This is a genomic window from Bacteroides sp. AM16-24 (genome assembly GCF_003471885.1).
Taxonomy (GTDB): domain Bacteria; phylum Bacteroidota; class Bacteroidia; order Bacteroidales; family Bacteroidaceae; genus Bacteroides.
In genome coordinates this window covers 37,348-59,724 of the sequence record NZ_QRKI01000006.1, presented here as the reverse complement: position 1 = coordinate 59,724, position 22,377 = coordinate 37,348, and the positions used below count along the sequence as shown (strand labels likewise).

Here is a 22,377-nt window from a genome sequence, read left to right as displayed (position 1 = left end):
TGGAAGTGTATAGTCAAATTTGGATCTAAAAGTAGATAAAATTGGAGTTTCTTCCCATCAGATTCCTGCCTTTTGTTTTGTATGGTTCGATACAAAAGTTTATTTTTGTTCCAATCTTTGCGCAACACCATGAGAAAAACCATGTTAACCACACTGATATTGTTCCTATTGTTACTCTTTCCGGAGAAAGCAGTCGGCAATAAACAATACGCTTTCCAGCAGATAAGTACGCAAAATGGCTTGTCCTCTTCAGTCCGCTGCCTGGTTGTAAGTCAGGAGAAAGGATACGTATGGATGGGAACGAGGCTGGGCATCGGACGTTTCGACGGCTACGAACTAAGGAAATATCTATTGGGAAACATCACCCACATTATTGAAGATAAAGAACATACCATCTGGACCATTACTCCCAAAGGTTTATTCTACTACGATTATCAGGAAGACAAATTCCTACAGGCACGCGACGAAGACAACAACCCGGTGACCGTAACTTCCATCTGCCCGTGGACCGACGGCGTGTTGTTCGGTGGTAATGGAAGACTCTATAAATATGACTATGCCAACCGGAAAATCAAATTCTTATATCCTCTGACACCTAATAATAAATACAATATTACCAACTTACAAAAGTGGGACGACCACACCCTATTGTGCAGTAACCGCTGGAATCATGCACTGCTCATTGACGTTTCCACCGGACAGACACGCCCTGTTCCCTTTGAGAGCAACGAACTGATTTCCACCCTCATCGACAAGAACGGGAACATATGGATAGCCCCTTATTATCAGGGGGTGAAGTGTTACGACCGGAATGGCAAACTCCTGCACTCCTACCACAGCGGAAATTCCCCTCTGCAAACCAATGTTGTACTCTCACTGGCCGAAAATGACGGACACATCTGGATTGGAACGGACGGTGCCGGCATTTATATATTAAATCCGGAAAACGACGAGATGTCTGTTTTGTCACATACTCCGGGCGATCCTTACTCTCTGCCGGTCAATTCCATCCTTTACCTGTATTCCGACACCAACAACAGTATGTGGGCAGGCAGTGTACGCGGAGGACTAATCAGCATTAAGGAAGTAGGAATGAAGATTTACTCGGATGCCCTGCCCGGAACGGAATACGGATTAAGTGAGAAATCAATCTTATGCATCTATCAGGACAAAGATGACGAAATCTGGATTGGGACAGACGGCGGTGGAATCAACCGTTTTCATCCCGACAGCAAAAAATTCCATCACATCATGTCCACATGGGGAGACAAGGTCTCTTCTATCGCAGGAGTGGACAAACAACGGTTATTAGTATCCCTGTTTAGCAAAGGATTGTTCTTCTTCGACAGGAAAACCGGAAATTACCAGCCACTCATTATCGTAAACGACAGCATCAACGAACTGATGTGCAAGCGTGGAAAAGCCGTAAATGTATTCCAAAACACACCCGAAACCATATTATTACTTGCCGAATCGCCTTATAGTTACCACATAGGTAAGAAAGAATTCACCCCTATTTCACTGGACAAATACACTAAAGAGATTATTGGTACCATGTTGCCGATAGAGAGCGAAGGCCCTGTCTCCTACCTGCACGATTTTAAACACATCTACCGCATAGACTCCCGGAAAAATGTATTGGAAACTCTCTTCAGTTGTCAGGGAGACACCATATTCAACTCCATAGCCATCGATGAAAGCGGGGTTTTCTGGATAGGAAGCAATTACGGCCTCAGCCGTTACTCCATCGAGAAGCGAGAACACACCAACATTCCCAACAGCCTGATTAATGAAATCAATTCACTGATTTGTGATAAACAGGGGCGCGTATGGCTGGGGGCTGACGGAAAACTGTTTGCCCACCTCATTCACGAAGGAGAGTTCATCCTCTACGGAGAATCTGACGGAGTGATTCTGAATGAGTATCTGGAAAAGCCACGGTTGTTATCTGCCCAAGGCGATATCTACATGGGCGGTGTCAACGGCCTGCTCTGTGTCAACAAGCAACTCCCCGACGAGCCAACAACTCCACCCGTGCTGGAACTGGCTGATGTATCGGTGGGCGGAGAACGCATGAACACCCTGATTAACACCGGACAAAGCCTGAAAGTACCGGAACAAAGCAAACCCATATCCATAAAGATCATCGCCCACGACAAAGATATCTTCCGCAAACCCATGTATCGCTACACCCTGCGGGGAATGGAGGGGCAAGTCATCTACTCTTATCAACCGGAACTGACACTCAGCGGTTTGCCTGCAAGAACTTATCAAGTGATGGCTGCATGCAGCACCCGTAGTGGCGGATGGACGGAAGATTACCAAATACTGGAATTAATAGTGCTTCCGCCCTGGTATAAATCCGGCTGGTTCACAATTAGTTGCATCATAGTGGCATTCTCCGGCATTGTACTCGTATTCTTCTCCTTGCTGCGCCGCAAAGAAAACAAGCTGAAATGGACCATGAAAGAGCACGAGCAACAGGTGTATGAAGAAAAAGTACGCTTCCTTATCAACATCAACCATGAATTGCGCACTCCATTAACTCTGATACATGCTCCGCTAAAACAACTGTTGGCAACCTTATCACCGGAGGATGAAAAATACCCTATTATACAAAGCATCAGCAAGCAGTCCGGACGCATGAAAGAGCTTCTGAACATGGTGCTGAATGTGCGGAAAATGGAAGTGGGACAAAGCACCCTGCATGTGGAGAACGTAGAGCTGAACCCGTGGGTGGAACAACTTATTGATGACTTCCGGCCGGAGGCAACAATGAAAGGAATTTCCATCGTTTACAATCCGGACAAGGAAGTGGACACCCTCTGTTTTGACAAGGAGAAATGCACCACCATCCTGACGAACCTGCTTATCAATGCACTGAAATACAGTTCCGAAAACGGGCAAATCAGTGTATTCGTAAGCTTGTCCGAAGACCAGAGCAGCGTGCGCATTTCTGTAGCCGACGAAGGTCCCGGTTTAAAGGACATAGATATAAACAATCTCTTTATCCGATTCTATCAAGGCAACAACAGCCGTCCGGGCACAGGTATCGGTCTTTCTTATTCCAAGATTCTGGCCGAACAGCATGGCGGAAGCATCGGTGCGTATGACCACGAAACCACTCCCGGAGCAACCTTCTGGTTTGAGTTGCCCCGCAACGTGCAGCCCGGAAAGGTAACCCTACAACCCCAACCTTATCTGAATGAGTTATTAGCTCCTACCCAGGAAGTGGAAAGTGTTCCGGAAGAAACAGCCGTAAAAGAAGAAACCACGAACAACACACTACTCATAGTAGATGACAATAAGGATTTGACCGACTATTTGTCCGAAGCACTGAAAGGCAAATTCAAGAAGATATGGGTGGCTTATGATGGCGAAGAAGCGCTGCGCATTTGTCGGGAATCATATCCGGATATAGTTGTCAGCGACATACAAATGCCCCGCATGAATGGGTATGAGTTGTGCAAGCACATCAAGGAAGACCTGGAAATCAGCCATATCCCTATTATTCTGCTGACCGCCCGCAATGATGAGGAAAGCCAGATTTTCGGCTACAAGAACGGAGCCGATGCTTATCTGACGAAGCCTTTTGAGGTCAGCATACTTCACACCATCATCCAAAGCCAACTGAAAAACCGTGAACGGATGCGGACTCGCTATGCGGAAGCGGGGCCATTGCCTCAGCCACAGGAAAGTACATTCAGTTCAGCAGACGAAATATTTCTCAAACGAATGAATAAAACCATTTCAGATAATCTGGAAAATCCGCAAATGGGAGTACCGCTACTTTGTACAGAACTGGGCATCAGCCGCGCATCCCTCTACAATAAGTTAAAAGCACTGACCGGAATGGGGGCAAATGATTATATTACTAAAATCAGGATGGAAAAAGCTGTATGGTTGCTTACACACAGTTCCCTCAGCATAAATGAGATAGCGGATCAGACAGGGTTCTCTACATCACGTTATTTCAGTACAGTGTTCAAACAGTATATGGGATGTTCACCGACGCAATATAAGGAGGAACATTCGTAAAAAAGGCTGTTATTTGCTGTAAACTCAGCAGCTTCATTGCGTTCGCATAGGTAGTTTCTTAGTTCAGAGTGCTTCTTTTTGCAACGGCCACGAATGTCGCTCAGCTGCTTCACGGAGATGAGGCTCGTGCTCCACAGCCATGAAGCACAAGCCCCACGAATGTACGTACTACCAAAACACTGCATATCAACACAATAGACATGCACGATTTTAACAAAGAACAAAGGAGATTGACATCTACGATCCCTATATAGAATGGATAAAAGTAGGTAAGAAACGGAGTACTATCTGGATAAAAAGCAGGTAATCTGGTATCTTTTACATCAAAATAAGCAGGAAATGAGAAGATAGAGAATGAAAGGTTTTATACAAATATAAATGATAACAAAAAGATAATCAGAAATATACATTCAATTAAGAGTGGTGTAGGCAAATTTGCCTACACCACTCTTAATATTTGCTTCCACCATGCTCTATCGCCGATGAACAGGGAGATACAGAGCGCGGGTGTAAGCGTGTAGGTAAAAGTGGAGATAAAGTCTGTGTAACAAGACAAGCATGGATAAGAAAGAGATGATAAGTATAAGCAGTTCACTCTAATTTCTTGTCAGGCGAATAAATCAATCCGTCCACTGCCTTTTCTCCATCAAGAGTAACAAACACTACAGTAAACATCCATTTTACTAATCGCACCTCCGGCAAAGTAAATTTGCCTACAGGAAGTTTCAGTAATACCTTATTCCAGCCTTTATGCAGTTGAACCGATAAGGAGGGACGGGACACGCAGTTTTCATTCCCGAGAGGAGTCTCAGGATTTTTTATACGATGAGTGGCCGTCCATACCGGCGGTAACACTTCTTCTTCATTCAGCCAGATGCGACTCTCTTTATAATCCCATTTGCCGGGCAAAGGCGGGAGATCAGCCTCCGAACGACCATAATTTTGAAACTCAGCCCATAATCCAACAGTCTGTTCTTGGGGAGAATAGACATAAGTATAGGCATAAGCCGTATGATTTTCCTTCGGATCTTTATAAAAAGTTGGGACAAACGTTCCCCACACATGGCGTAAGTAAATTCCGGCACCTACGGCAAGATGGGTATCATACTTCTTTCCATTATACTGATAGCTATCCTGCAATTTTCGTTCAGGAGGAAATACCCTTGTCAAATCTCCCTCATTAGGAAATGCATCGGTAATCTTCCACCAGACATTGGTTTGTTTGACATAAGCAAACGGATATCCCCGGAAAAGATGTTCTTTATACCATAACATCCGCCTCTCAAAATCAACGAAAGAATGGTATGTTGAATCATTCTTATCCGGTGGAAGAATGGTACCGTTCTTGTCGAAATATTCAGTCCCTCCACCTAGCCAGGCGCGTTCTGCAATGGCCAGCATATTGGGGTAAAAACCATTCTCACGGATAATGTTTTCCTCTTTGTTGACGCAGCGGTCGTTCCATACAGCAAGGATAGCTCCGGCAATGTCATCGTTGCCCTGTTCTACATCGCAGATATGGCTGTTATATAGCCCTATGATATCTCCAAAGGTATCAAAATGATTCAGATAGTGCAGACGCGAATCAATAGCAGGAATACCTTTCTGCGCTTTTCCGCGCGAACTCCACAGATGTGTCATATCAATTTCACCCGTTTGATAATGCCAACCAGGATTCCAAGAAATAGCTTTCTTCCCCAAAGCACGGATAAATGCCACCATTTCGGGCACAAACTGCGGATTGGTAATCTTCACTTCATCCGTGCCGATATGCAGATAAGGTACATCAAAAGTTTCACAAACTTCCTCAACTAAGAGTTTTAATATTTTCATCCCTTCCGGACTCTGCATATCGTGGCGAAATGTACGCATAAAAGCTGCACTGTGTCCCGGCATATCTATCTCCGGAATCAGTAACATTCCATGAGCCTTACAGAAAGCTACCAGTTCTTTCGCTTCAGCTTGCGTATAATATTTTCCCGGCATGCGGGTAGTATTAGCACTGTCGTTCAGCATCGGAAATATTTTACTTTCCAACCGCCAGGACTGATTCTCCGTCAAATGCCAATGGAACACATTTATCTTGAATCTGGAAAGCATCGTGATTTCACGTTTCAATTCGCCCATAGAAATATACGTACGTCCCACATCGTGCATAAAACCCCGGATGCGAAAAGCCGGCCAATCGGTTATCGTACATCCCTGAAAAGTAGTCTTTTTACCTGACGAGTCGGCTAATTGCCTTAAAGTTTGCATAGCCCAATAGACTCCCCTTTCGCTCATTGCTTCTATAGAAATCTTCTTAGCCATTACTTTAAGTTTATATGCTTCATCTCTATTTAAAGGCGCTTCATCCAGCGACTCCACTAATTTCACTTCAATCACTGCCGCAGATCTTCCATCTATCCGACCGCCCAGTTCAGAAATAAAACATTCCCATTCATCCTGCAAAACAGGAGTATCAAGGCGTGTCTTATCCAGTACAAAATGGCCACGTTCTTCTGTAAACTTCTGCGGTCGAGGCAGCAAATAATATTCGCTCGCCTGCATATGACACGCAAACAAAAGACAGCATAAATAAAAATATAAGAAATATAAGCCTTTCATAATATAGTGATTAAGATTACATTATAAATATACATTTCCTTATAGCTAATAAACTATTCCAACTCCGGCAATGTCACCGGAAACATATTATTTTCTCTATGTTCCTGGCGGATAACTTCAAGCATCTGTTTCACAATATCCGGATGTTGCGCCACTATATCAGTATCTTCGTGGATATCCCTTGAGAGGTCGTACAGATAAGGCTTTCCTTTCTTGACTACCAGTTTCCAGTCGTCCATACGAACACCGAACTGATCGGTTTCATGGAATTCCCAATAGAGGAAATCATGTTTCTGCTGTTTGTCGGCATTGCCTAATAAGGTAGGGGCAAAGGAAATGCCATCGAAACAGTCATTTTCTAATTTCTTATTGATATACTTTTTCGGGAATCCTTTGTCACCTATCAGTTCACAGAATGTGGGCATGATGTCGTAAAATGCCAGTTGATGGTCGTTTACCGAACCGGCGGAGATGCGTTCCGGCCAGCGCACAATGAAAGGTATCCGAATGCCGCCTTCATGGCACTGCCGTTTCAGGCCGCGCAGTTTCCCATCCCGACCGAAGAACTCCGGGTCTGCTCCTCCTTCTTCGTGAGGACCGTTGTCACTGCTGAAGATGACGATGGTGTTCTTGTCCAGCCCTTTTTCTTTCAGTTTCTTCAAGACTTCGCCCACGTAATAGTCCAGACGGGTAATCATACCGGCAAACTGGGCATGGGTATGCTCCGAAACATTATAACGTCCTTTCTCGTACCCGCCCCAGGTTTTATCTCTAAAGAACTTCTTCTTGTAGCTTTTCAGAATAGAATCATTCGGCTGCGCAAGTTCCGCATGCGGCAAGGTGTAGGTGAAAAAGCCATAGAAAGGCTGCTCTCCGTCCTGTTGGTCCAACCATTCCAGCGCCTTACCGTGAATCAGGTCAGCCGAATATTGTGTACGTTTCTTGTAATCATCGCCAAACATCGGATAGTTGATATTATCTTCCATCAAGATGCGTACAACTCCTGTGTCTCCTTCCTGTTTACTGTATCTGTTCAGAAAATTGGGATAATACAAATGAGCCTGGAACTGGCATATATAACCATAGAATTCATCAATACCCCGTTTATCCGGCGTGGAACAAGAACCTTCATAACCACCTGCCCACTTGCCGAAGACTCCCGTAGTATAACCGTTCTTCTTCATGATTTCAGGGAGAATGATATGATTTTCATCGTATGGTTCCTGACCGGCAACGGTGAATTCGTCATTAATTCCATATTTTACGGTGGGTACTCCCTGCCAGTATTCCTTATTTCCACGCACATGGGTGTGTCCCGTGTGTTGCCCCGTCATCAGCGAAGCACGGGAAGGGGCGCTCACCGGACTACCGGCATAGGCCTGGGTAAACAGCATGCCTTCGGCTGCCATACGGTCTATGTTAGGCGTTTCAATGTATTTCTGTCCGTAACACCCTAAATCCCCGTATCCCATGTCATCGCAGAGGATAAAGATAATGTTAGGTTTGGAATTCTTGTTTGCCGCATTGGCGCACAAAGCAACAGTAGCCAACAGGCCTGTTCCTAAAGTTATACCTATCTGTTTCATACTAAGTAATTTATTATGTGCTGATTCTAAATTGCTTTGATATATCATAACTGTAGTAGCTGTCATTCTGAGCTTGTCGAAGGATCTCTTCTCCTGCTTATATAGCTCAGATTTATGCTAAGAGAGTAGATCCTTCGACAAGCTCAGGATGACAGGCACTAACAGAAATCATTCTCATATATCAAAATTATCTCAAATCAGTACTTATTATTTATTTCAATTTCCCTGTCACTTATTCTTCTCCCCGAAGTCTTCCTGTTGCTGCTCCACTTCTTTCAGTCTTTGAGCATTCTGCTCTTTCAGAATCCTCTCCTGCTCCAACTCCACAACCGATTTTGCGGACGTTCCGGCAGACTGTAAAGAAGATGAACCGGCAATCAGCGCCGCATCTTTCTCCGAATAAACCAACGGATGAGCAGCAGGATAGCTTTCCAACTCCAAAACAGCACTTACAGGCATCTGCGAGCCTTCAAAGAGCACACTTGCCGTTACCTTTATCTTACCCGGCTTCAAGGTGGACTGTATCAGCACCGGAGCTGTCCCCCACTTCACCGGAGCAGGATTTGCCAGTATTCCGGCATCACCCAGAATACGTCCTTCACCTTCCACATGAAACTTCACATAGTAGTTATTCAGGCGTTTGATATTCCCACTCTTATCGGCTATAGCAGCTACTACAGTAACAAAGTCGGAGCCATCAGCTTTCAGATTTACATTCTCATTGTCAACCCAGAGCAATACTTTCTCCGGACGACGGGCAGGGTGAACTTCGTGCGTAGCAACCACCTTGCCATCTATCAAACCTTCTGCCCGCAACAATACTTCATCCTGTTTTTTCTTCCGTGACATCGCTTTATCAACCATGAAATCGTAAACATCGGAGAAGGTTATAACAGGCGAAGGCATACCTTCTTTAACTACCGGTTTATTATAAGTATAAGTCTTTCCATCTTTCAAAAAGGTGAGGCGCACTTCATCGCAATTGGAATAAACAGTCACATCCTTGCCGGAAAACGGTGTCATTTCATGAGCGATATAAACCACCGGACCGGTTTCAAAAAGCCGCTCTTCTTTCCGGGGCGAACGCTGCGCCTTGAACATATAGTACGAATACTTGGGCTGGCGGAATACATCCATCAGTCCGCCATAGAACGGGTCGGGATGATAACCACGCTGATGGTCGAACGAATGCCACAGGCAGCCGCCCACATGTTGGCGGGGAGTGCGGTAAAGGGCATCGTAACAGGTATATGTATAAGTGGGGTTGGCATAATGTTGCGCTTGGATAAGCATAGGCTGTTCTCCCCAGTTGCGGGCTACACGGCTGGGAGAGTTATGCGAACTCCAGTCATCCACATTATCACCCCATTCACGGGTAAAGTAGGTTATTTTAGGATTGGCATTCTTGTCGCCCCACGACTTGCCATCGTAGGAAGGATGGGTGAAAAGTATCGGAAAATGTTCTTTGCCGCGTGCACCGCTATCACAACCGGAATAGCAGTAGGGATAAGGATACTCCTGGTCTACAATGTCACGGGTGTTCTTGGCAAAGTCTTCCGGATACCAGGTTTCATTGAGGATAGGTTCCCACATCCACACACAAGCATGGTTGCGGTCGCGTCGCACAAGGTTGCGGATATCACTGTATACACGTTGCGCAAATTCGGGAGCATCATTCCAGAACTGCCAGCCGGGGGTATTGACAATGACAAACAGCCCAAGCTCGTCGCATGCATCCATGAATGCCGGATCTTGCGGACAATGGGCGTTGCGGATTACTTTCATTCCGGCATCACGCAGTTTCTTTGCATCACGCCAATGAATACTGTTAGCCACAGCATTACCTACCACCGCAAAGTCCTGATGACGGTTAGCACCAATCAACGGGCTTTCATAAGGTTTGCCATTCAGCCAGAAACCGTCCTTGCCCTTAAACTCTACACTACGGATACCGATACGGCGGCGATAACCGTCCACCACATTGCCTTCGCGGTCGCGGATGCGTACGATCAGATTATATAAGGTGGGAGTTTCCGGACTCCACAGCATCGGGTTCTTCACCGTGATTTTATCTTTCGAGGTAATCGCTTTCCCCGGACGTACCTGCACTTTATCATTCAAGAAAGCGACCTGCGTGCCGTCCGGTTGCTGCAATTCATATTCCACGACGCCCGTAAAAGCCTTGCGACTATCATTGCGCACATGCGCTGTCAACAACACTTCGGCCGAGGCATCCGACACCTTATCATAAGCCACAAACAAGCCACCGCCTGCTACTTCGTTCTCAAAGTTCGGGTCGGTGATAAAGACCGGATTATGTGCTATCAGCCAGCAATCACGATAAATGCCGCCGAAATAAGTAAAGTCAAGCACATCCTGCGCCTTTCCGGGGGGATAGGTTTTATCATCGCTGTTATCCGTCCACACGGCTATCACATTATCCTCTCCCCAGTTCAGTGCATCAGATACATCGACCACTACAGGCAGATAACCGCCAAAATGTTCGGTCAGTAACTTCCCGTTGACGAATACCTTACTCTTTCCCATGATGGCTTCGAAGTGCAGGAACAGTTTCTTCCCTTTCAAAGCATCCGCAGGGCTGAAGTGCTTGCGATACCAGACTTCCCCCTGATAATTGATGCAACCACTGGCTTCTGTCGGCAAATATTCAATGCCATTGGGCAGGGAGACTACCGTCCATTCCGCATCATTAAAGTTCGCAGCTTCAGCACCCGCAACGGCTCCTTTATAAAAGCGCCAGGCAGGATTCATGGAAAACACTTCGCGCCCGGAATTGGGCAGTTGGAAGAAACCGGCAGTAGAAAACTCGGGTTGATGAGATGCCCGCACAGCACAGCAGGGAATTAAGAATAAAGCGATCAGGATGAAATGAATGATTCTCTTCATAAGGATAGTATTATTTTAAGTATATAGATTGGAGCAATGACAATGTCTATAGCATCCGATACAAAAGTAGGGCAAAACCCCAAAATACAATTACAATAATCGCTATTTTTAATCCAATTTTATCTAATCAGCCATTCATAACCGGAATTTATTGACGGTATATGCTCTTCATCCTACAAAGCAGAGCTAACCATGGGGATCAACCAATTCCATACCAAAACCGAATCCGAACCATACTTGCTCCGTAGCAAATTCAGTCAAAGGTACTTCTACACGGAGAAAGTACGGGATTGGTACGGAGCAAGTATGCCCCAGGTATGGTCCGGATACAAAACTAAGACTATAAAACCACCTCAATTCCCCACCCAAAAGCCCTTTCAGCACTATGTTCATTATCAACGAAATAAACAATAAACAGGGTGTTGAAAACTTCTCAAAAAGTTTTTAGTTAAAACTTGTGGGGAATTGTGGGGAAATGTGTACTTTTACCGTCGCTTATTATAATAAGGTAACAATGATACGTTTTTTGGGCAATATAGAAGCGAAAACCGACGCTAAGGGACGTGTATTTATCCCTGCCGGTTTTCGGAGGCAACTGCAATCTGCTTCCGAAGAGAAGCTCGTGCTGCGCAAAGACGTGTTCCAGGACTGCCTGGTACTCTATCCAGAAAGCGTTTGGTTCAAGACGCAAAACCAACTAAGGAAGCGCCTGAACAAGTGGAACGCAAAACACCAAGAAATCTTCCGGCAATTTGTGAGCGATGCGGAAATCATGGTTCCCGATGGGAATGGACGCATTTTGCTGCCCAAACGTTACCTGCAAATGGCCGGCATACAGAGCGATGTACGTTTCATCGGTGTGGACAATACGATAGAAATCTGGGCAAAAGAGAAAACTGAACAACCGTTCATGAACCCGGAAGAGTTTAGCGAAGCTTTGCAGGATATTCTGGGAGACGAAAACGATTGGGAGGAAGACGAGGATGAGTGATTAACGATTAGTGATTAGTGATGAATGGGAAATGAAGAGTTGACATATCATGTACCGGTGTTGTTGATGCCGAGTGTGGACGGAATGAATATCCGGCCGGATGGAACGTATGTAGACGTTACCTTCGGAGGTGGAGGGCATTCACGGGAAATACTGTCACGGCTGGGAGACGGCGGACGGTTACTGGGATTCGACCAAGACGAGGATGCGGAACGGAACATTGTGGATAATCCGCACTTCACTTTTGTACGCAGCAACTTCCGATATCTGCACAATTTTCTACGTTATCACAACATCGAGGAAGTAGATTCAATACTGGCTGATCTGGGTGTATCCTCCCATCACTTCGATGATAGCGAAAGGGGATTTTCGTTCCGCTTTGACGGTGCACTGGATATGCGCATGAACAAGCGTGCGGGGGATACTGCAGCAGATATCATAAACAACTATGATGAGGAACGGTTGGCTGACATCTTTTACCTATACGGTGAATTAAAGAACAGTCGCAAACTGGCATCTGTAATTGTGAAAGCACGTGCCGGACAGAAGATTGCAACCATCGGTGAATTTCTGGAAGTCATTAAACCGCTTTTCGGTCGGGAACGGGAGAAAAAAGAACTGGCTAAAGTTTTTCAGGCACTGCGCATCGAAGTGAACCAGGAAATGGAAGCTCTGAAAGAGATGCTATATGCAGCAACCGAGGCTTTGAAACCGGGCGGACGATTGGTAGTAATTACCTACCATTCACTGGAAGACCGGATGGTAAAGAATATCATGAAAACCGGAAATGTGGAAGGTAAAATGGAAAAGGATTTCTTCGGAAATGTACAGACTCCATTCCGGTTGGTTAACAATAAAGTGATTGTACCGGACGATGCGGAAATAGAACGGAACCCGAGATCGAGAAGTGCAAAACTGAGAATAGCAGAGAAAAAGTGATGGTAAGATAATGAAGGATATGGAAGAAAAACAGGTAAACGAAAAAACAGAGAAAGCGAAGAAAGCCAAAAATCGCACATCTCTGAAAAACATTATTGGTGGCGACATTCTGGCTACGGATTTTTTTCGCCGTCAGACGAAGTTGCTCGTAATGATAATGCTGCTGATTATATTCTATATACACAATCGTTATGCTTGCCAGCAGCAAATGATAGAGATTGATAAATTGAAAAAAGAGCTGATTGACATCAAATACGATGCTCTTACCCGTAGTTCAGAATTAATGGAGCGGAGCCGGCAGTCACGTATCGAAGAGTATATTGCAAGTAAAGAGAGTGACTTGCAGACATCCACTCATCCACCGTATTTGATTAAGTAATTATAGAATCATTAAATTGTAGACAGATTTGGCAGTAAATAAGAAAAATATCATGACCCGCTACTTCTTTGTAGTCCTCGTAATGGGATTGCTGGGAATAGCTATTGTCGTTAAAGCCGCAGTCATCATGTTTGCGGAGCGACAGTATTGGCAGGATGTAGCCGACCGTTTCGTGAAAGAAAACGTGACGGTAAAGCCTAATCGTGGTAACATTCTTTCATCCGACGGCAAACTGATGGCAAGTTCCCTGCCCGAATATCGTATATACATGGACTTCAAGGCAGGAGGAGAAACCAAGGACACGATGTTGGTGAACCACATGAATGAAATATGTGAAGGGTTACATAAGATATTTCCTGATAAGAGTGCAGCTGAGTTCAAGTCACACTTACAGAAAGGGCGTAAAAAAGGTAGCCGGAACTATCTGATTTATCCGAGACGTATTTCATACATCCAGTACAAAGAAGCCAAGCGTCTGCCTGTTTTCAATCTGAACAAATACAAAGGCGGTTTCCACGAACAGGTATATAATCAGCGTAAAAAGCCGTTTGGCTCCTTGGCAGCCCGTACACTGGGTGACCTCTATGCAGATACTGCACAGGGGGCAAAGAATGGTATCGAACTGGCTTTTGACACTCTGCTGAAAGGACGTGACGGTATCACGCACCGCCAGAAAGTGATGAATAAATACCTGAACATCGTAGATATAGCTCCCGTAGATGGCTGCGACATTATCTCCACTCTCGATGTAGGTATGCAGGATATCTGCGAGAAAGCATTGGTGGATAAGTTGAAAGAAATCAATGCTACTGTAGGTGTAGCCATACTGATGGAAGTGGAAACAGGTGAAGTCAAAGCTATCGTCAACATGATGAAAGCTGGTGACGGCAACTATTATGAAATGCGTAATAATGCCATTAGCGATATGATGGAACCGGGGTCTACATTCAAGACGGCTTCTATCATGGTAGCCCTTGAAGACGGGAAAATTACTCCGGAGACGGAAGTAGATACCGGAAACGGTGTAATGATGATGTACGGTAGTAAGATGAGGGATCATAACTGGCATCGCGGTGGCTACGGGAAGATCAATGTAACCCGTATCCTGGAAGTTTCTTCCAATGTCGGTGTTTCGTACCTAATCGACAAGCACTACAAGGATAATCCTCAAAAGTATGTAGACGGGCTGAAGCGAATGAGCATTGACCAACCACTAAATCTACAAATCTCAGGTGAGGGAAAACCGAATATAAAAGGTCCGAAAGAAAGATATTTCGCCAAGACGACCTTACCATGGATGAGTATCGGTTACGAAACTCAGGTTCCGCCGCTCAACATCCTTACTTTCTATAATGCTATTGCCAATAATGGCACGATGGTGCGTCCTAAGTTTGTAAGAGCCGCTGTAAAAGATGGTGAGGTGATAAAAGAATATCCGACGGAGGTAATCAATCCGAAGATTTGCTCCGACCGCACCTTGACACAAATCCGCGATATTCTGGAAAAAGTGGTATCACAAGGATTGGCGAAACCGGCCGGAAGCAAACAATTCTCCGTAGCTGGGAAAACGGGTACGGCACAGGTATCCCAGGGTTTGGCAGGCTATAAGTCAGGACGGGTGAATTATTTGGTAAGTTTCTGCGGTTACTTTCCGGCAGAAGCACCGAAGTACAGTTGTATTGTTTCTATCCAGAAACCGGGACTTCCTGCCTCAGGTGGTTTGATGGCCGGTAGTGTATTCGGAAAGATTGCCGAAAGAGTGTATGCTAAAAATCTGCGGTTTGATATCCGCAGTGCAATAGATAGCACAAGCAATGTCATTCCTCCGGTAAAAGCAGGAGAAATGAATGAAGCATTGCAGGTGTTGGATGGGCTGAATGTTCCAGTACAAAAGCAGTTCTCTCCCAAGAAAGGGAAAGAAGCATGGGGACATACGCAGGAGTCCCCTAATGCAGTTATTCTGCAGGCCAAGGAGGGAACAAGCTCAAATACAGTTCCCAACGTCATAGGAATGGGAGCGAAAGATGCTGTTTACTTATTGGAAAGCAAAGGACTGAAAGTCAGAATAAGCGGTATAGGAAAGGTAAAGAATCAATCGATACCGGGTGGTAACCGCGTTGTGAAAGGTCAAACCATAGTTTTGACACTTCGTTAAACTATTAAGAATATACATTATATATAATAAGGTATGATATTAAGTGAATTACTGAAAGCAATACAACCGATACAAATTATCGGAAGTACGGAGACGGAAATAACGGGGGTAAATATCGACTCCCGTCTGGTGCAAGCCGGACATCTGTTCATGGCTATGCGCGGTACCCAGACTGACGGGCATGCTTACATTCCCGCTGCCATTGAGAAAGGTGCCGTCGCAGTGCTTTGCGAAGATGTGCCTGAAGAAAAGAAAGAAGGCATCACCTATATCCAGGTGAAAGACAGCGAAGAAGCTGTTGGTAAAATAGCCACTACTTTTTACGACGACCCAACCTCCAAAATGGAATTGGTAGGCGTAACCGGAACAAACGGAAAAACCACCATCGCTACCTTATTATATAATACATTCCGTTATTTCGGTTACAAGGTAGGACTGATCTCTACAGTCTGCAACTATATAGATGATCAGGCAATCCCAACTGAACATACCACCCCCGACCCCATCACCCTAAATCAGTTGCTGGGACAGATGGCAGACTCCGGGTGCAAATATGTCTTTATGGAAGTAAGTTCACATTCCATTGCCCAGAAACGCATCAGTGGTCTACGCTTTGCAGGGGGAATCTTTACCAACCTGACACGTGACCACCTGGACTACCACAAGACTGTGGAAAACTATCTCAAAGCCAAGAAGAAATTTTTCGATGATATGCCGAAAGGTGCTTTCAGTCTGACTAATCTGGATGACAAGAACGGACTCGTCATGACCCAGAACACACGTTCCAAAGTATATACTTATTCCTTGCGTAGCCTCAGCGACTTCAAGGGTAAAATATTGGAATCTCATTTTGAAGGGATGTTGCTCGACTTCAACAACCATGAACTGGCCGTACATTTCATTGGTCGTTTCAATGCTTCAAACTTGCTGGCAGTATTCGGTGCAGCCGTATTGCTTGGAAAGAAGGAAGAAGACGTACTCGTTGCACTCAGTACCCTGCAACCTGTGGCCGGGCGCTTCGATGCTGTACGTTCACCCAAAGGTATCACTGCCATTGTGGACTATGCACACACACCGGACGCTCTCATCAATGTTCTGAATGCCATTCACGGCGTACTCGAAGGAAAAGGGAAAATAATTACTGTAGTAGGTGCAGGCGGCAACCGAGACAAAGGTAAACGCCCCATCATGGCAAAAGAGGCGGCCAAAGCAAGCGATCGTGTTATCATCACTTCGGACAACCCCCGCTTTGAAGAGCCGCAAGATATCATCAATGATATGCTTGCCGGATTGGATAAAGACGACATGCAGAAGACCATCAGCATTGCCGACCGGCGCGAAGCTATCAAAACAGCATGTATGCTGGCGCAGCCCGGTGATGTTATTCTTGTAGCCGGAAAGGGCCATGAGAACTATCAGGAAGTCAAAGGAGTTAAACATCATTTTGATGACAAAGAAGAGTTAAAGGCGATAATGTTTTAAAGTGATAAAGTGGTAGAGTGATATTACTTTAACACATTATCACTTTACCACACTATCACACTAAATAGTTGATTTATGTTATACTACTTATTTCAATGGCTGGACAAATATAACATTCCCGGTGCGGGCATGTTTGGCTATACATCATTCCGGGCTCTGATGGCAATCATTCTCGCATTGCTCATCTCAAGTATCTGGGGTGACCGTTTTATAGACTTGCTGAAACGGAAACAAATTACAGAGACCCAACGTGATGCCAGCATCGACCCGTTCGGAGTGAACAAAGTGGGTGTACCAAGTATGGGAGGTGTCATTATTATTGTGGCCATTCTCATTCCATGCCTATTGCTGGGTAAACTGAGCAATGTCTATATGATATTGATGCTGATTACCACAGTATGGTTAGGATCGCTGGGCTTTGCCGATGATTACATCAAAATCTTTAAGAAAGACAAAGAAGGTTTGCACGGGAAATTCAAAATTATCGGCCAGGTAGGTTTGGGACTGATTGTAGGCCTGACACTTTACCTGAGTCCACAGGCAGTTATCCGCGAGAATATTGAAGTAAAGAAACCAGGACAGGAAATGGAGGTCATCCATGCAGGGCAAGACATTAAGTCCACGCAGACTACGATTCCGTTCTTTAAGAGCAATAACCTGGATTACGCAGACTTTGTGGGTTTCTTAGGTGAGCATGCACAAACTGCCGGTTGGGTTTTATTCGTAATCATTACTATATTCGTAGTAACAGCAGTCAGCAATGGCGCCAATCTGAATGACGGAATGGACGGCATGGCAGCGGGAAACTCAGCAATCATAGGCTTGGCATTAGGTATCTTAGCCTATGTATCGAGCCACATTACGTATGCCAGTTACCTTAACATCATGTATATCCCCGGATCGGAGGAACTGGTAATTTTCATTTGTGCCTTTATCGGTGCATTGATCGGTTTCCTGTGGTACAATGCATATCCTGCACAGGTATTCATGGGCGATACGGGCAGTTTGACGATTGGTGGCATCATTGCCGTGTTTGCCATTATCATACACAAAGAGTTACTTATACCTATTCTTTGTGGAGTGTTCCTGGTAGAAAACTTGTCCGTCATCCTGCAACGATTTTATTACAAAGCCGGAAAGAGAAAGGGCGTTAAGCAAAGGTTGTTCAAGCGAACTCCCATTCACGACCATTTCCGTACTTCCATGAGTCTGATAGAATCGGGGTGTACAGTGAAGTTCACAACGCCGACCAAGCTGTTCCATGAATCAAAGATAACAGTCCGCTTCTGGATTGTGACGATTGTATTGGCAGCGATAACAATTATAACATTAAAGATAAGATAATAGAGCTGCCAGCCGCGAGCTACAAGCTACAAGTGCTCGCTACTGGTTGCTGATAAATAACAAACTTGTAGCAACTACCAACTCCAGCCACTTACTGATAGCTTGTAGCTGGTAGCCTGTAACTTTAAAGAATATATGAGTAGAATTGTAGTATTAGGAGCCGGAGAGAGCGGTGCAGGTGCTGCCGTACTCGCCAAAGTGAAGGGTTTCGACACATTCGTATCCGACATGTCCGCCATCAAAGATAAATATAAGGAAGTGCTGGATAAGTACGGCATTGCCTGGGAAGAAGGACAGCATACGGAAGAATTGATTTTGAGTGCGGATGAAGTGGTGAAGAGCCCCGGTATTCCCAACGACGCTCCGATGATACTGAAACTGAAAGAGCAAGGTACGCCTGTTATCTCTGAGATAGAGTTTGCGGGACGCTATACCAATGCAAAAATGATATGTATTACCGGTTCAAATGGCAAGACCACTACCACCTCACTTATTTACCACATTTTCAAAAGTGCAGGTCTGAATGTGGGATTGGCCGGTAACATAGGTAAGAGTCTTGCCTTGCAGGTAGCCACAGACCAACATGATTATTATGTGATTGAGCTCAGCTCTTTCCAACTGGATAATATGTATAAGTTCCGTGCCAATATTGCCGTGCTGATGAACATCACACCCGATCATCTGGACCGTTACGACCATTGCATGCAGAATTATGTGGATGCCAAATTCCGCATCACACAGAACCAGACACCAGAAGATGCTTTCATCTTCTGGAACGATGACCCCATCATCAAGCGGGAACTGGACAAGCATGGACTGCGAGCCCATCTTTATCCGTTCTCTGCAGTAAAAGAAGATGGAGCCATAGCTTATGCAGAAGACGGCGAGGTTGAAATCAACGAACCCATCGCCTTCAATATGGAGCAGGAGAAACTGGCCCTGCAGGGTACGCACAATTTATACAATTCTCTCGCCGCAGGTATCTCAGCCAATCTTGCCGGAATAGAGAAAGAATATATTCGTCGGGCATTGTCTGATTTTAAAGGTGTGGAACATCGCTTGGAAAAAGTTGTAACTGTACGTGGCGTGGAGTTTATCAATGACTCTAAAGCCACAAACGTAAATTCCTGTTGGTACGCCCTGCAGAGTATGAAGACGAAGACCGTGCTTATTCTGGGAGGAAAGGATAAAGGTAATGACTATACGGAAATAGAGGATTTAGTACGCGAGAAATGTTCAGCCTTAGTCTATCTGGGATTGCACAATGAGAAGCTACATGACTTCTTTGATCGCATGGGATTGCCCGTCGCCGATGTACAAACCGGCATGAAGGACGCTGTAGACGCAGCATTCCGTCTGGCCCAAAAGGGTGAAACCGTATTACTCAGTCCTTGCTGTGCCAGTTTCGACCTTTTCAGCAGCTATGAAGACCGGGGCGACCAGTTCAAAAAGTGTGTAAGAGAATTATAGGACACATTACCACATTAAATTTATGGATTTATTAAAAAGCATATTCAAAGGTGATAAGGTAATCTGGATTATATTCCTTTTCCTTTGCCTCATTTCTATCGTAGAAGTGTTCAGCGCTGCGTCTACCCTGACGTATAAAAGCGGTGACCACTGGGGGCCGATTACACAGCACAGCATCATCTTGATGGTGGGTGCCGTAGTAGTGGTGTTTATGCACAATATCCCCTACAAATGGTTTCAGGTATTTCCTGTATTCCTGCTTCCACTATCCGTGGTACTGCTGGCCCTCGTTATGATGATGGAACGCATTAACGGTGCTGCACGCTGGATGACCTTCATGGGGGTTCAGTTCCAGCCTTCGGAAGTAGCCAAAATGGCTGTCATCATCGTTACCGCCTTTATTCTTTCGAAAGGACAGGACGAAGATGGGGCCAGCCCGAAAGCTTTTAAACGTATCATGATTATCACAGGTATTATTTGTCTGCTGATTGCCCCGGAAAACCTCTCGACGGCAGCACTGCTCTTCGGAGTGGTTTATCTGATGATGTTCATCGGGCGAGTGGCAATGAAAAAATTATTAATACTGGCAGGCGGCCTGGCTGGAGTAGCAATTATAGGTGTGACATTCCTTGTACTGACCAAGAATAGCGATTTACCATTCCTGCACCGTTTCGACACATGGCGTGCCCGTATTGAGAAGTTTACAAATGACAATGAGGTACCTGCTGCCAAATTCGATATAGACAAAGATGCTCAGATAGCCCATGCACGTATTGCCGTAGCTACGAGTCACGTTGTAGGCAAAGGACCGGGTAACTCGGTACAGCGCGACTTCCTGAGTCAGGCTTTCTCTGACTTTATCTTTGCTATCATTATCGAAGAATTGGGATTGATAGGTGGAGCTTTCGTCGTATTCCTTTACGTCTGTCTGCTGATACGAGTCGGGCGTATTGCGAAAAAGTGCGAACGAACATTCCCTGCTTTCCTTATAATAGGAATTGCACTACTACTTGTATCGCAAGCTATATTCAACATGATGGTAGCAGTAGGATTGGCCCCGGTAACCGGACAGCCGCTTCCGCTTATCAGTAAAGGTGGTACTTCTACACTTATCAACTGTGCTTATATCGGCATGATACTGAGTGTGAGCCGCTATACCGCCAGACTGGAAGAGCAGAAAGAACACGATGCTTTGATACCCATGCAAGTAGAAGTACCTGCCGAAGAGACAAATAGCGATGCACAAACAGCTACTGAACCGACGGCAAAGGTATTGAACAGTGATGCTGAATTTGAATAAAAATAAGATATATGGAAACAAAAAATAACGGACCACGCATCATAATCAGTGGTGGAGGTACAGGAGGGCATATATTTCCCGCAGTATCTATCGCCAACGCCATCAAGGAACTGCGCCCAGATGCAGAAATCCTCTTTGTAGGTGCAGAAGGACGAATGGAGATGCAACGCGTGCCCGATGCAGGATATAAAATTATCGGTCTGCCTGTAGCAGGTTTCGACCGTAAGCGCTTATGGAAGAACTTTGCAGTAATTATCAAGTTATTGCGTAGCCAATGGAAAGCACGTCGTATCCTGAAAGAATTTAGCCCGCAGGTAGCAGTAGGTGTAGGCGGATATGCCAGTGGTCCTACATTAAAAGTAGCGGGCATGATGGGAGTCCCTACTTTGATACAAGAGCAGAATTCTTATGCAGGAGTGACAAATAAGTTGCTTGCACAGAAAGCATGTAAAATCTGCGTAGCATATGATGGAATGGAGAAATTCTTCCCCGCAGATAAGATTATCATGACAGGGAATCCTGTACGCCAGAACCTGTTAGCAAATAAACAGAGCCGCGAAGAAGCTGTAAGCTCTTTCGGCTTCAATCCGGAGAAGAAAACAATATTGATACTGGGTGGTAGCTTGGGGGCACGTACCATCAATCAGACCCTCATTGCTGCACTGGATACGATAAAAGTAAACGGCGACATTCAGTTCATCTGGCAAACAGGAAAAATATATATCCAGCAAGTCAAAGATGCTATTACTACCGCAACGGGCGAAGCTATACGTAATCCACGGATTTCTGCCATCCCGAATCTGTATGTAACGGATTTCATCAAAGACATGGCAAGTGCATATGCAGCTGCCGACCTCGTCATTTCCCGTGCAGGTGCCGGTTCTATCTCTGAATTCTGCCTGCTGAACAAGCCGGTCATCCTGGTGCCTTCACCAAATGTGGCAGAAGACCATCAGACTAAAAATGCACTGGCACTGGTAGATAAGAAAGCTGCTATTTATGTGAAAGATGTAGATGCTATGAAGCATCTGATTCCTGTGGCTCTTGAAACTGTCACAGATGCCGAGAAGCTGAAAACATTGAGCGAGAACATCGCTAAATTGGCTTTGCCGGATTCGGCAACCATTATTGCAAAAGAAGTATTAAAACTGATAAATAACGATAAGTGATAAGTGTATT

13 protein-coding genes are annotated in these 22,377 nt (G+C 45.2%); 10 read left to right on the top strand and 3 right to left on the bottom strand.

Features of this window, described 5'->3' with window-relative positions:
• Positions 1–141 precede the first annotated feature (141 nt).
• On the top strand, positions 142–4,038 hold the full coding sequence (locus DW182_RS09100) for a response regulator (protein ID WP_118295304.1): 3,897 nt from the start codon (positions 142–144) through the stop codon (positions 4,036–4,038).
• 591 nt (positions 4,039–4,629) lie between these two features.
• Here the strand turns inward: DW182_RS09100 and DW182_RS09095 are convergent.
• The 3 genes from DW182_RS09095 to DW182_RS09085 form a co-directional block, all read right to left on the bottom strand.
• On the bottom strand, positions 4,630–6,588 hold the full coding sequence (locus DW182_RS09095) for a family 20 glycosylhydrolase (RefSeq protein ID WP_233564120.1): 1,959 nt from the start codon (positions 6,586–6,588) through the stop codon (positions 4,630–4,632).
• Positions 6,589–6,698: 110 nt separating this feature from the next.
• On the bottom strand, positions 6,699–8,231 hold the full coding sequence (locus DW182_RS09090) for an arylsulfatase (protein ID WP_118295383.1): 1,533 nt from the start codon (positions 8,229–8,231) through the stop codon (positions 6,699–6,701).
• Between the two features lie 228 nt (positions 8,232–8,459).
• Positions 8,460–11,138, bottom strand: a complete 2,679-nt coding sequence (locus DW182_RS09085; RefSeq protein WP_118295302.1) for a glycoside hydrolase family 2 TIM barrel-domain containing protein — start codon at positions 11,136–11,138, stop codon at positions 8,460–8,462.
• A gap of 514 nt (positions 11,139–11,652) precedes the next feature.
• On the opposite strand from DW182_RS09085, the gene mraZ reads away from it, so the two are divergent.
• The 9 genes from mraZ to murG all read left to right on the top strand — a co-directional run bounded on the left by mraZ (position 11,653) and on the right by murG (position 22,367).
• Positions 11,653–12,129: a division/cell wall cluster transcriptional repressor MraZ gene (gene mraZ / locus DW182_RS09080; RefSeq protein WP_118295382.1), complete on the top strand. Its 477-nt coding sequence runs from the start codon at positions 11,653–11,655 to the stop codon at positions 12,127–12,129.
• 24 nt (positions 12,130–12,153) lie between these two features.
• Positions 12,154–13,068, top strand: a complete 915-nt coding sequence (gene rsmH / locus DW182_RS09075) for a 16S rRNA (cytosine(1402)-N(4))-methyltransferase RsmH (protein ID WP_118295301.1) — start codon at positions 12,154–12,156, stop codon at positions 13,066–13,068.
• 19 nt (positions 13,069–13,087) lie between these two features.
• Positions 13,088–13,447: an FtsL-like putative cell division protein gene (locus tag DW182_RS09070; protein WP_021968182.1), complete on the top strand. Its 360-nt coding sequence runs from the start codon at positions 13,088–13,090 to the stop codon at positions 13,445–13,447.
• A gap of 52 nt (positions 13,448–13,499) precedes the next feature.
• A complete protein-coding gene (locus DW182_RS09065) occupies positions 13,500–15,602 on the top strand; it encodes a penicillin-binding protein (protein ID WP_115502408.1) in 2,103 nt (700 codons plus the stop codon).
• A gap of 33 nt (positions 15,603–15,635) precedes the next feature.
• Complete coding sequence (locus tag DW182_RS09060) at positions 15,636–17,084, top strand: UDP-N-acetylmuramoyl-L-alanyl-D-glutamate--2,6-diaminopimelate ligase (protein ID WP_007660748.1); 1,449 nt, start codon at positions 15,636–15,638, stop codon at positions 17,082–17,084.
• 75 nt (positions 17,085–17,159) lie between these two features.
• Positions 17,160–18,428: a phospho-N-acetylmuramoyl-pentapeptide-transferase gene (gene mraY, locus DW182_RS09055; RefSeq protein WP_021968180.1), complete on the top strand. Its 1,269-nt coding sequence runs from the start codon at positions 17,160–17,162 to the stop codon at positions 18,426–18,428.
• A 135-nt stretch (positions 18,429–18,563) separates the two neighbouring features.
• Positions 18,564–19,898 carry a UDP-N-acetylmuramoyl-L-alanine--D-glutamate ligase gene (gene murD, locus DW182_RS09050; RefSeq protein ID WP_021968179.1) on the top strand — a complete coding sequence of 445 codons (1,335 nt, stop codon included), beginning with the start codon at positions 18,564–18,566 and terminating at the stop codon, positions 19,896–19,898.
• 22 nt (positions 19,899–19,920) lie between these two features.
• The gene (locus DW182_RS09045; RefSeq protein WP_118295300.1) at positions 19,921–21,198 is read left to right on the top strand and encodes an FtsW/RodA/SpoVE family cell cycle protein; all 1,278 of its coding nucleotides are present in this window, start codon (positions 19,921–19,923) and stop codon (positions 21,196–21,198) included.
• An 11-nt stretch (positions 21,199–21,209) separates the two neighbouring features.
• Positions 21,210–22,367 carry an undecaprenyldiphospho-muramoylpentapeptide beta-N-acetylglucosaminyltransferase gene (gene murG / locus DW182_RS09040; RefSeq protein WP_044532261.1) on the top strand — a complete coding sequence of 386 codons (1,158 nt, stop codon included), beginning with the start codon at positions 21,210–21,212 and terminating at the stop codon, positions 22,365–22,367.
• The last annotated feature ends 10 nt before the right edge of the window (positions 22,368–22,377 follow it).

What these genes read in the sequence shown, in the direction of transcription:
- DW182_RS09070 (WP_021968182.1), top strand. Translation starts at nt 13,088, where the DNA reads ATGGAAGAAAAACAGGTAAACGAAAAAACAGAGAAAGCGAAGAAAGCC.
- DW182_RS09095 (WP_233564120.1), bottom strand. Translation starts at nt 6,588, where the DNA reads ATGCAGGCGAGCGAATATTATTTGCTGCCTCGACCGCAGAAGTTTACA.
- mraY (WP_021968180.1), top strand. Translation starts at nt 17,160, where the DNA reads ATGTTATACTACTTATTTCAATGGCTGGACAAATATAACATTCCCGGT.
- DW182_RS09065 (WP_115502408.1), top strand. Translation starts at nt 13,500, where the DNA reads ATGACCCGCTACTTCTTTGTAGTCCTCGTAATGGGATTGCTGGGAATA.
- murD (WP_021968179.1), top strand. Translation starts at nt 18,564, where the DNA reads ATGAGTAGAATTGTAGTATTAGGAGCCGGAGAGAGCGGTGCAGGTGCT.
- DW182_RS09060 (WP_007660748.1), top strand. Translation starts at nt 15,636, where the DNA reads ATGATATTAAGTGAATTACTGAAAGCAATACAACCGATACAAATTATC.
- DW182_RS09085 (WP_118295302.1), bottom strand. Translation starts at nt 11,138, where the DNA reads ATGAAGAGAATCATTCATTTCATCCTGATCGCTTTATTCTTAATTCCC.
- rsmH (WP_118295301.1), top strand. Translation starts at nt 12,154, where the DNA reads ATGGGAAATGAAGAGTTGACATATCATGTACCGGTGTTGTTGATGCCG.
- DW182_RS09090 (WP_118295383.1), bottom strand. Translation starts at nt 8,231, where the DNA reads ATGAAACAGATAGGTATAACTTTAGGAACAGGCCTGTTGGCTACTGTT.
- murG (WP_044532261.1), top strand. Translation starts at nt 21,210, where the DNA reads ATGGAAACAAAAAATAACGGACCACGCATCATAATCAGTGGTGGAGGT.
- DW182_RS09045 (WP_118295300.1), top strand. Translation starts at nt 19,921, where the DNA reads ATGGATTTATTAAAAAGCATATTCAAAGGTGATAAGGTAATCTGGATT.
- mraZ (WP_118295382.1), top strand. Translation starts at nt 11,653, where the DNA reads ATGATACGTTTTTTGGGCAATATAGAAGCGAAAACCGACGCTAAGGGA.
- DW182_RS09100 (WP_118295304.1), top strand. Translation starts at nt 142, where the DNA reads ATGTTAACCACACTGATATTGTTCCTATTGTTACTCTTTCCGGAGAAA.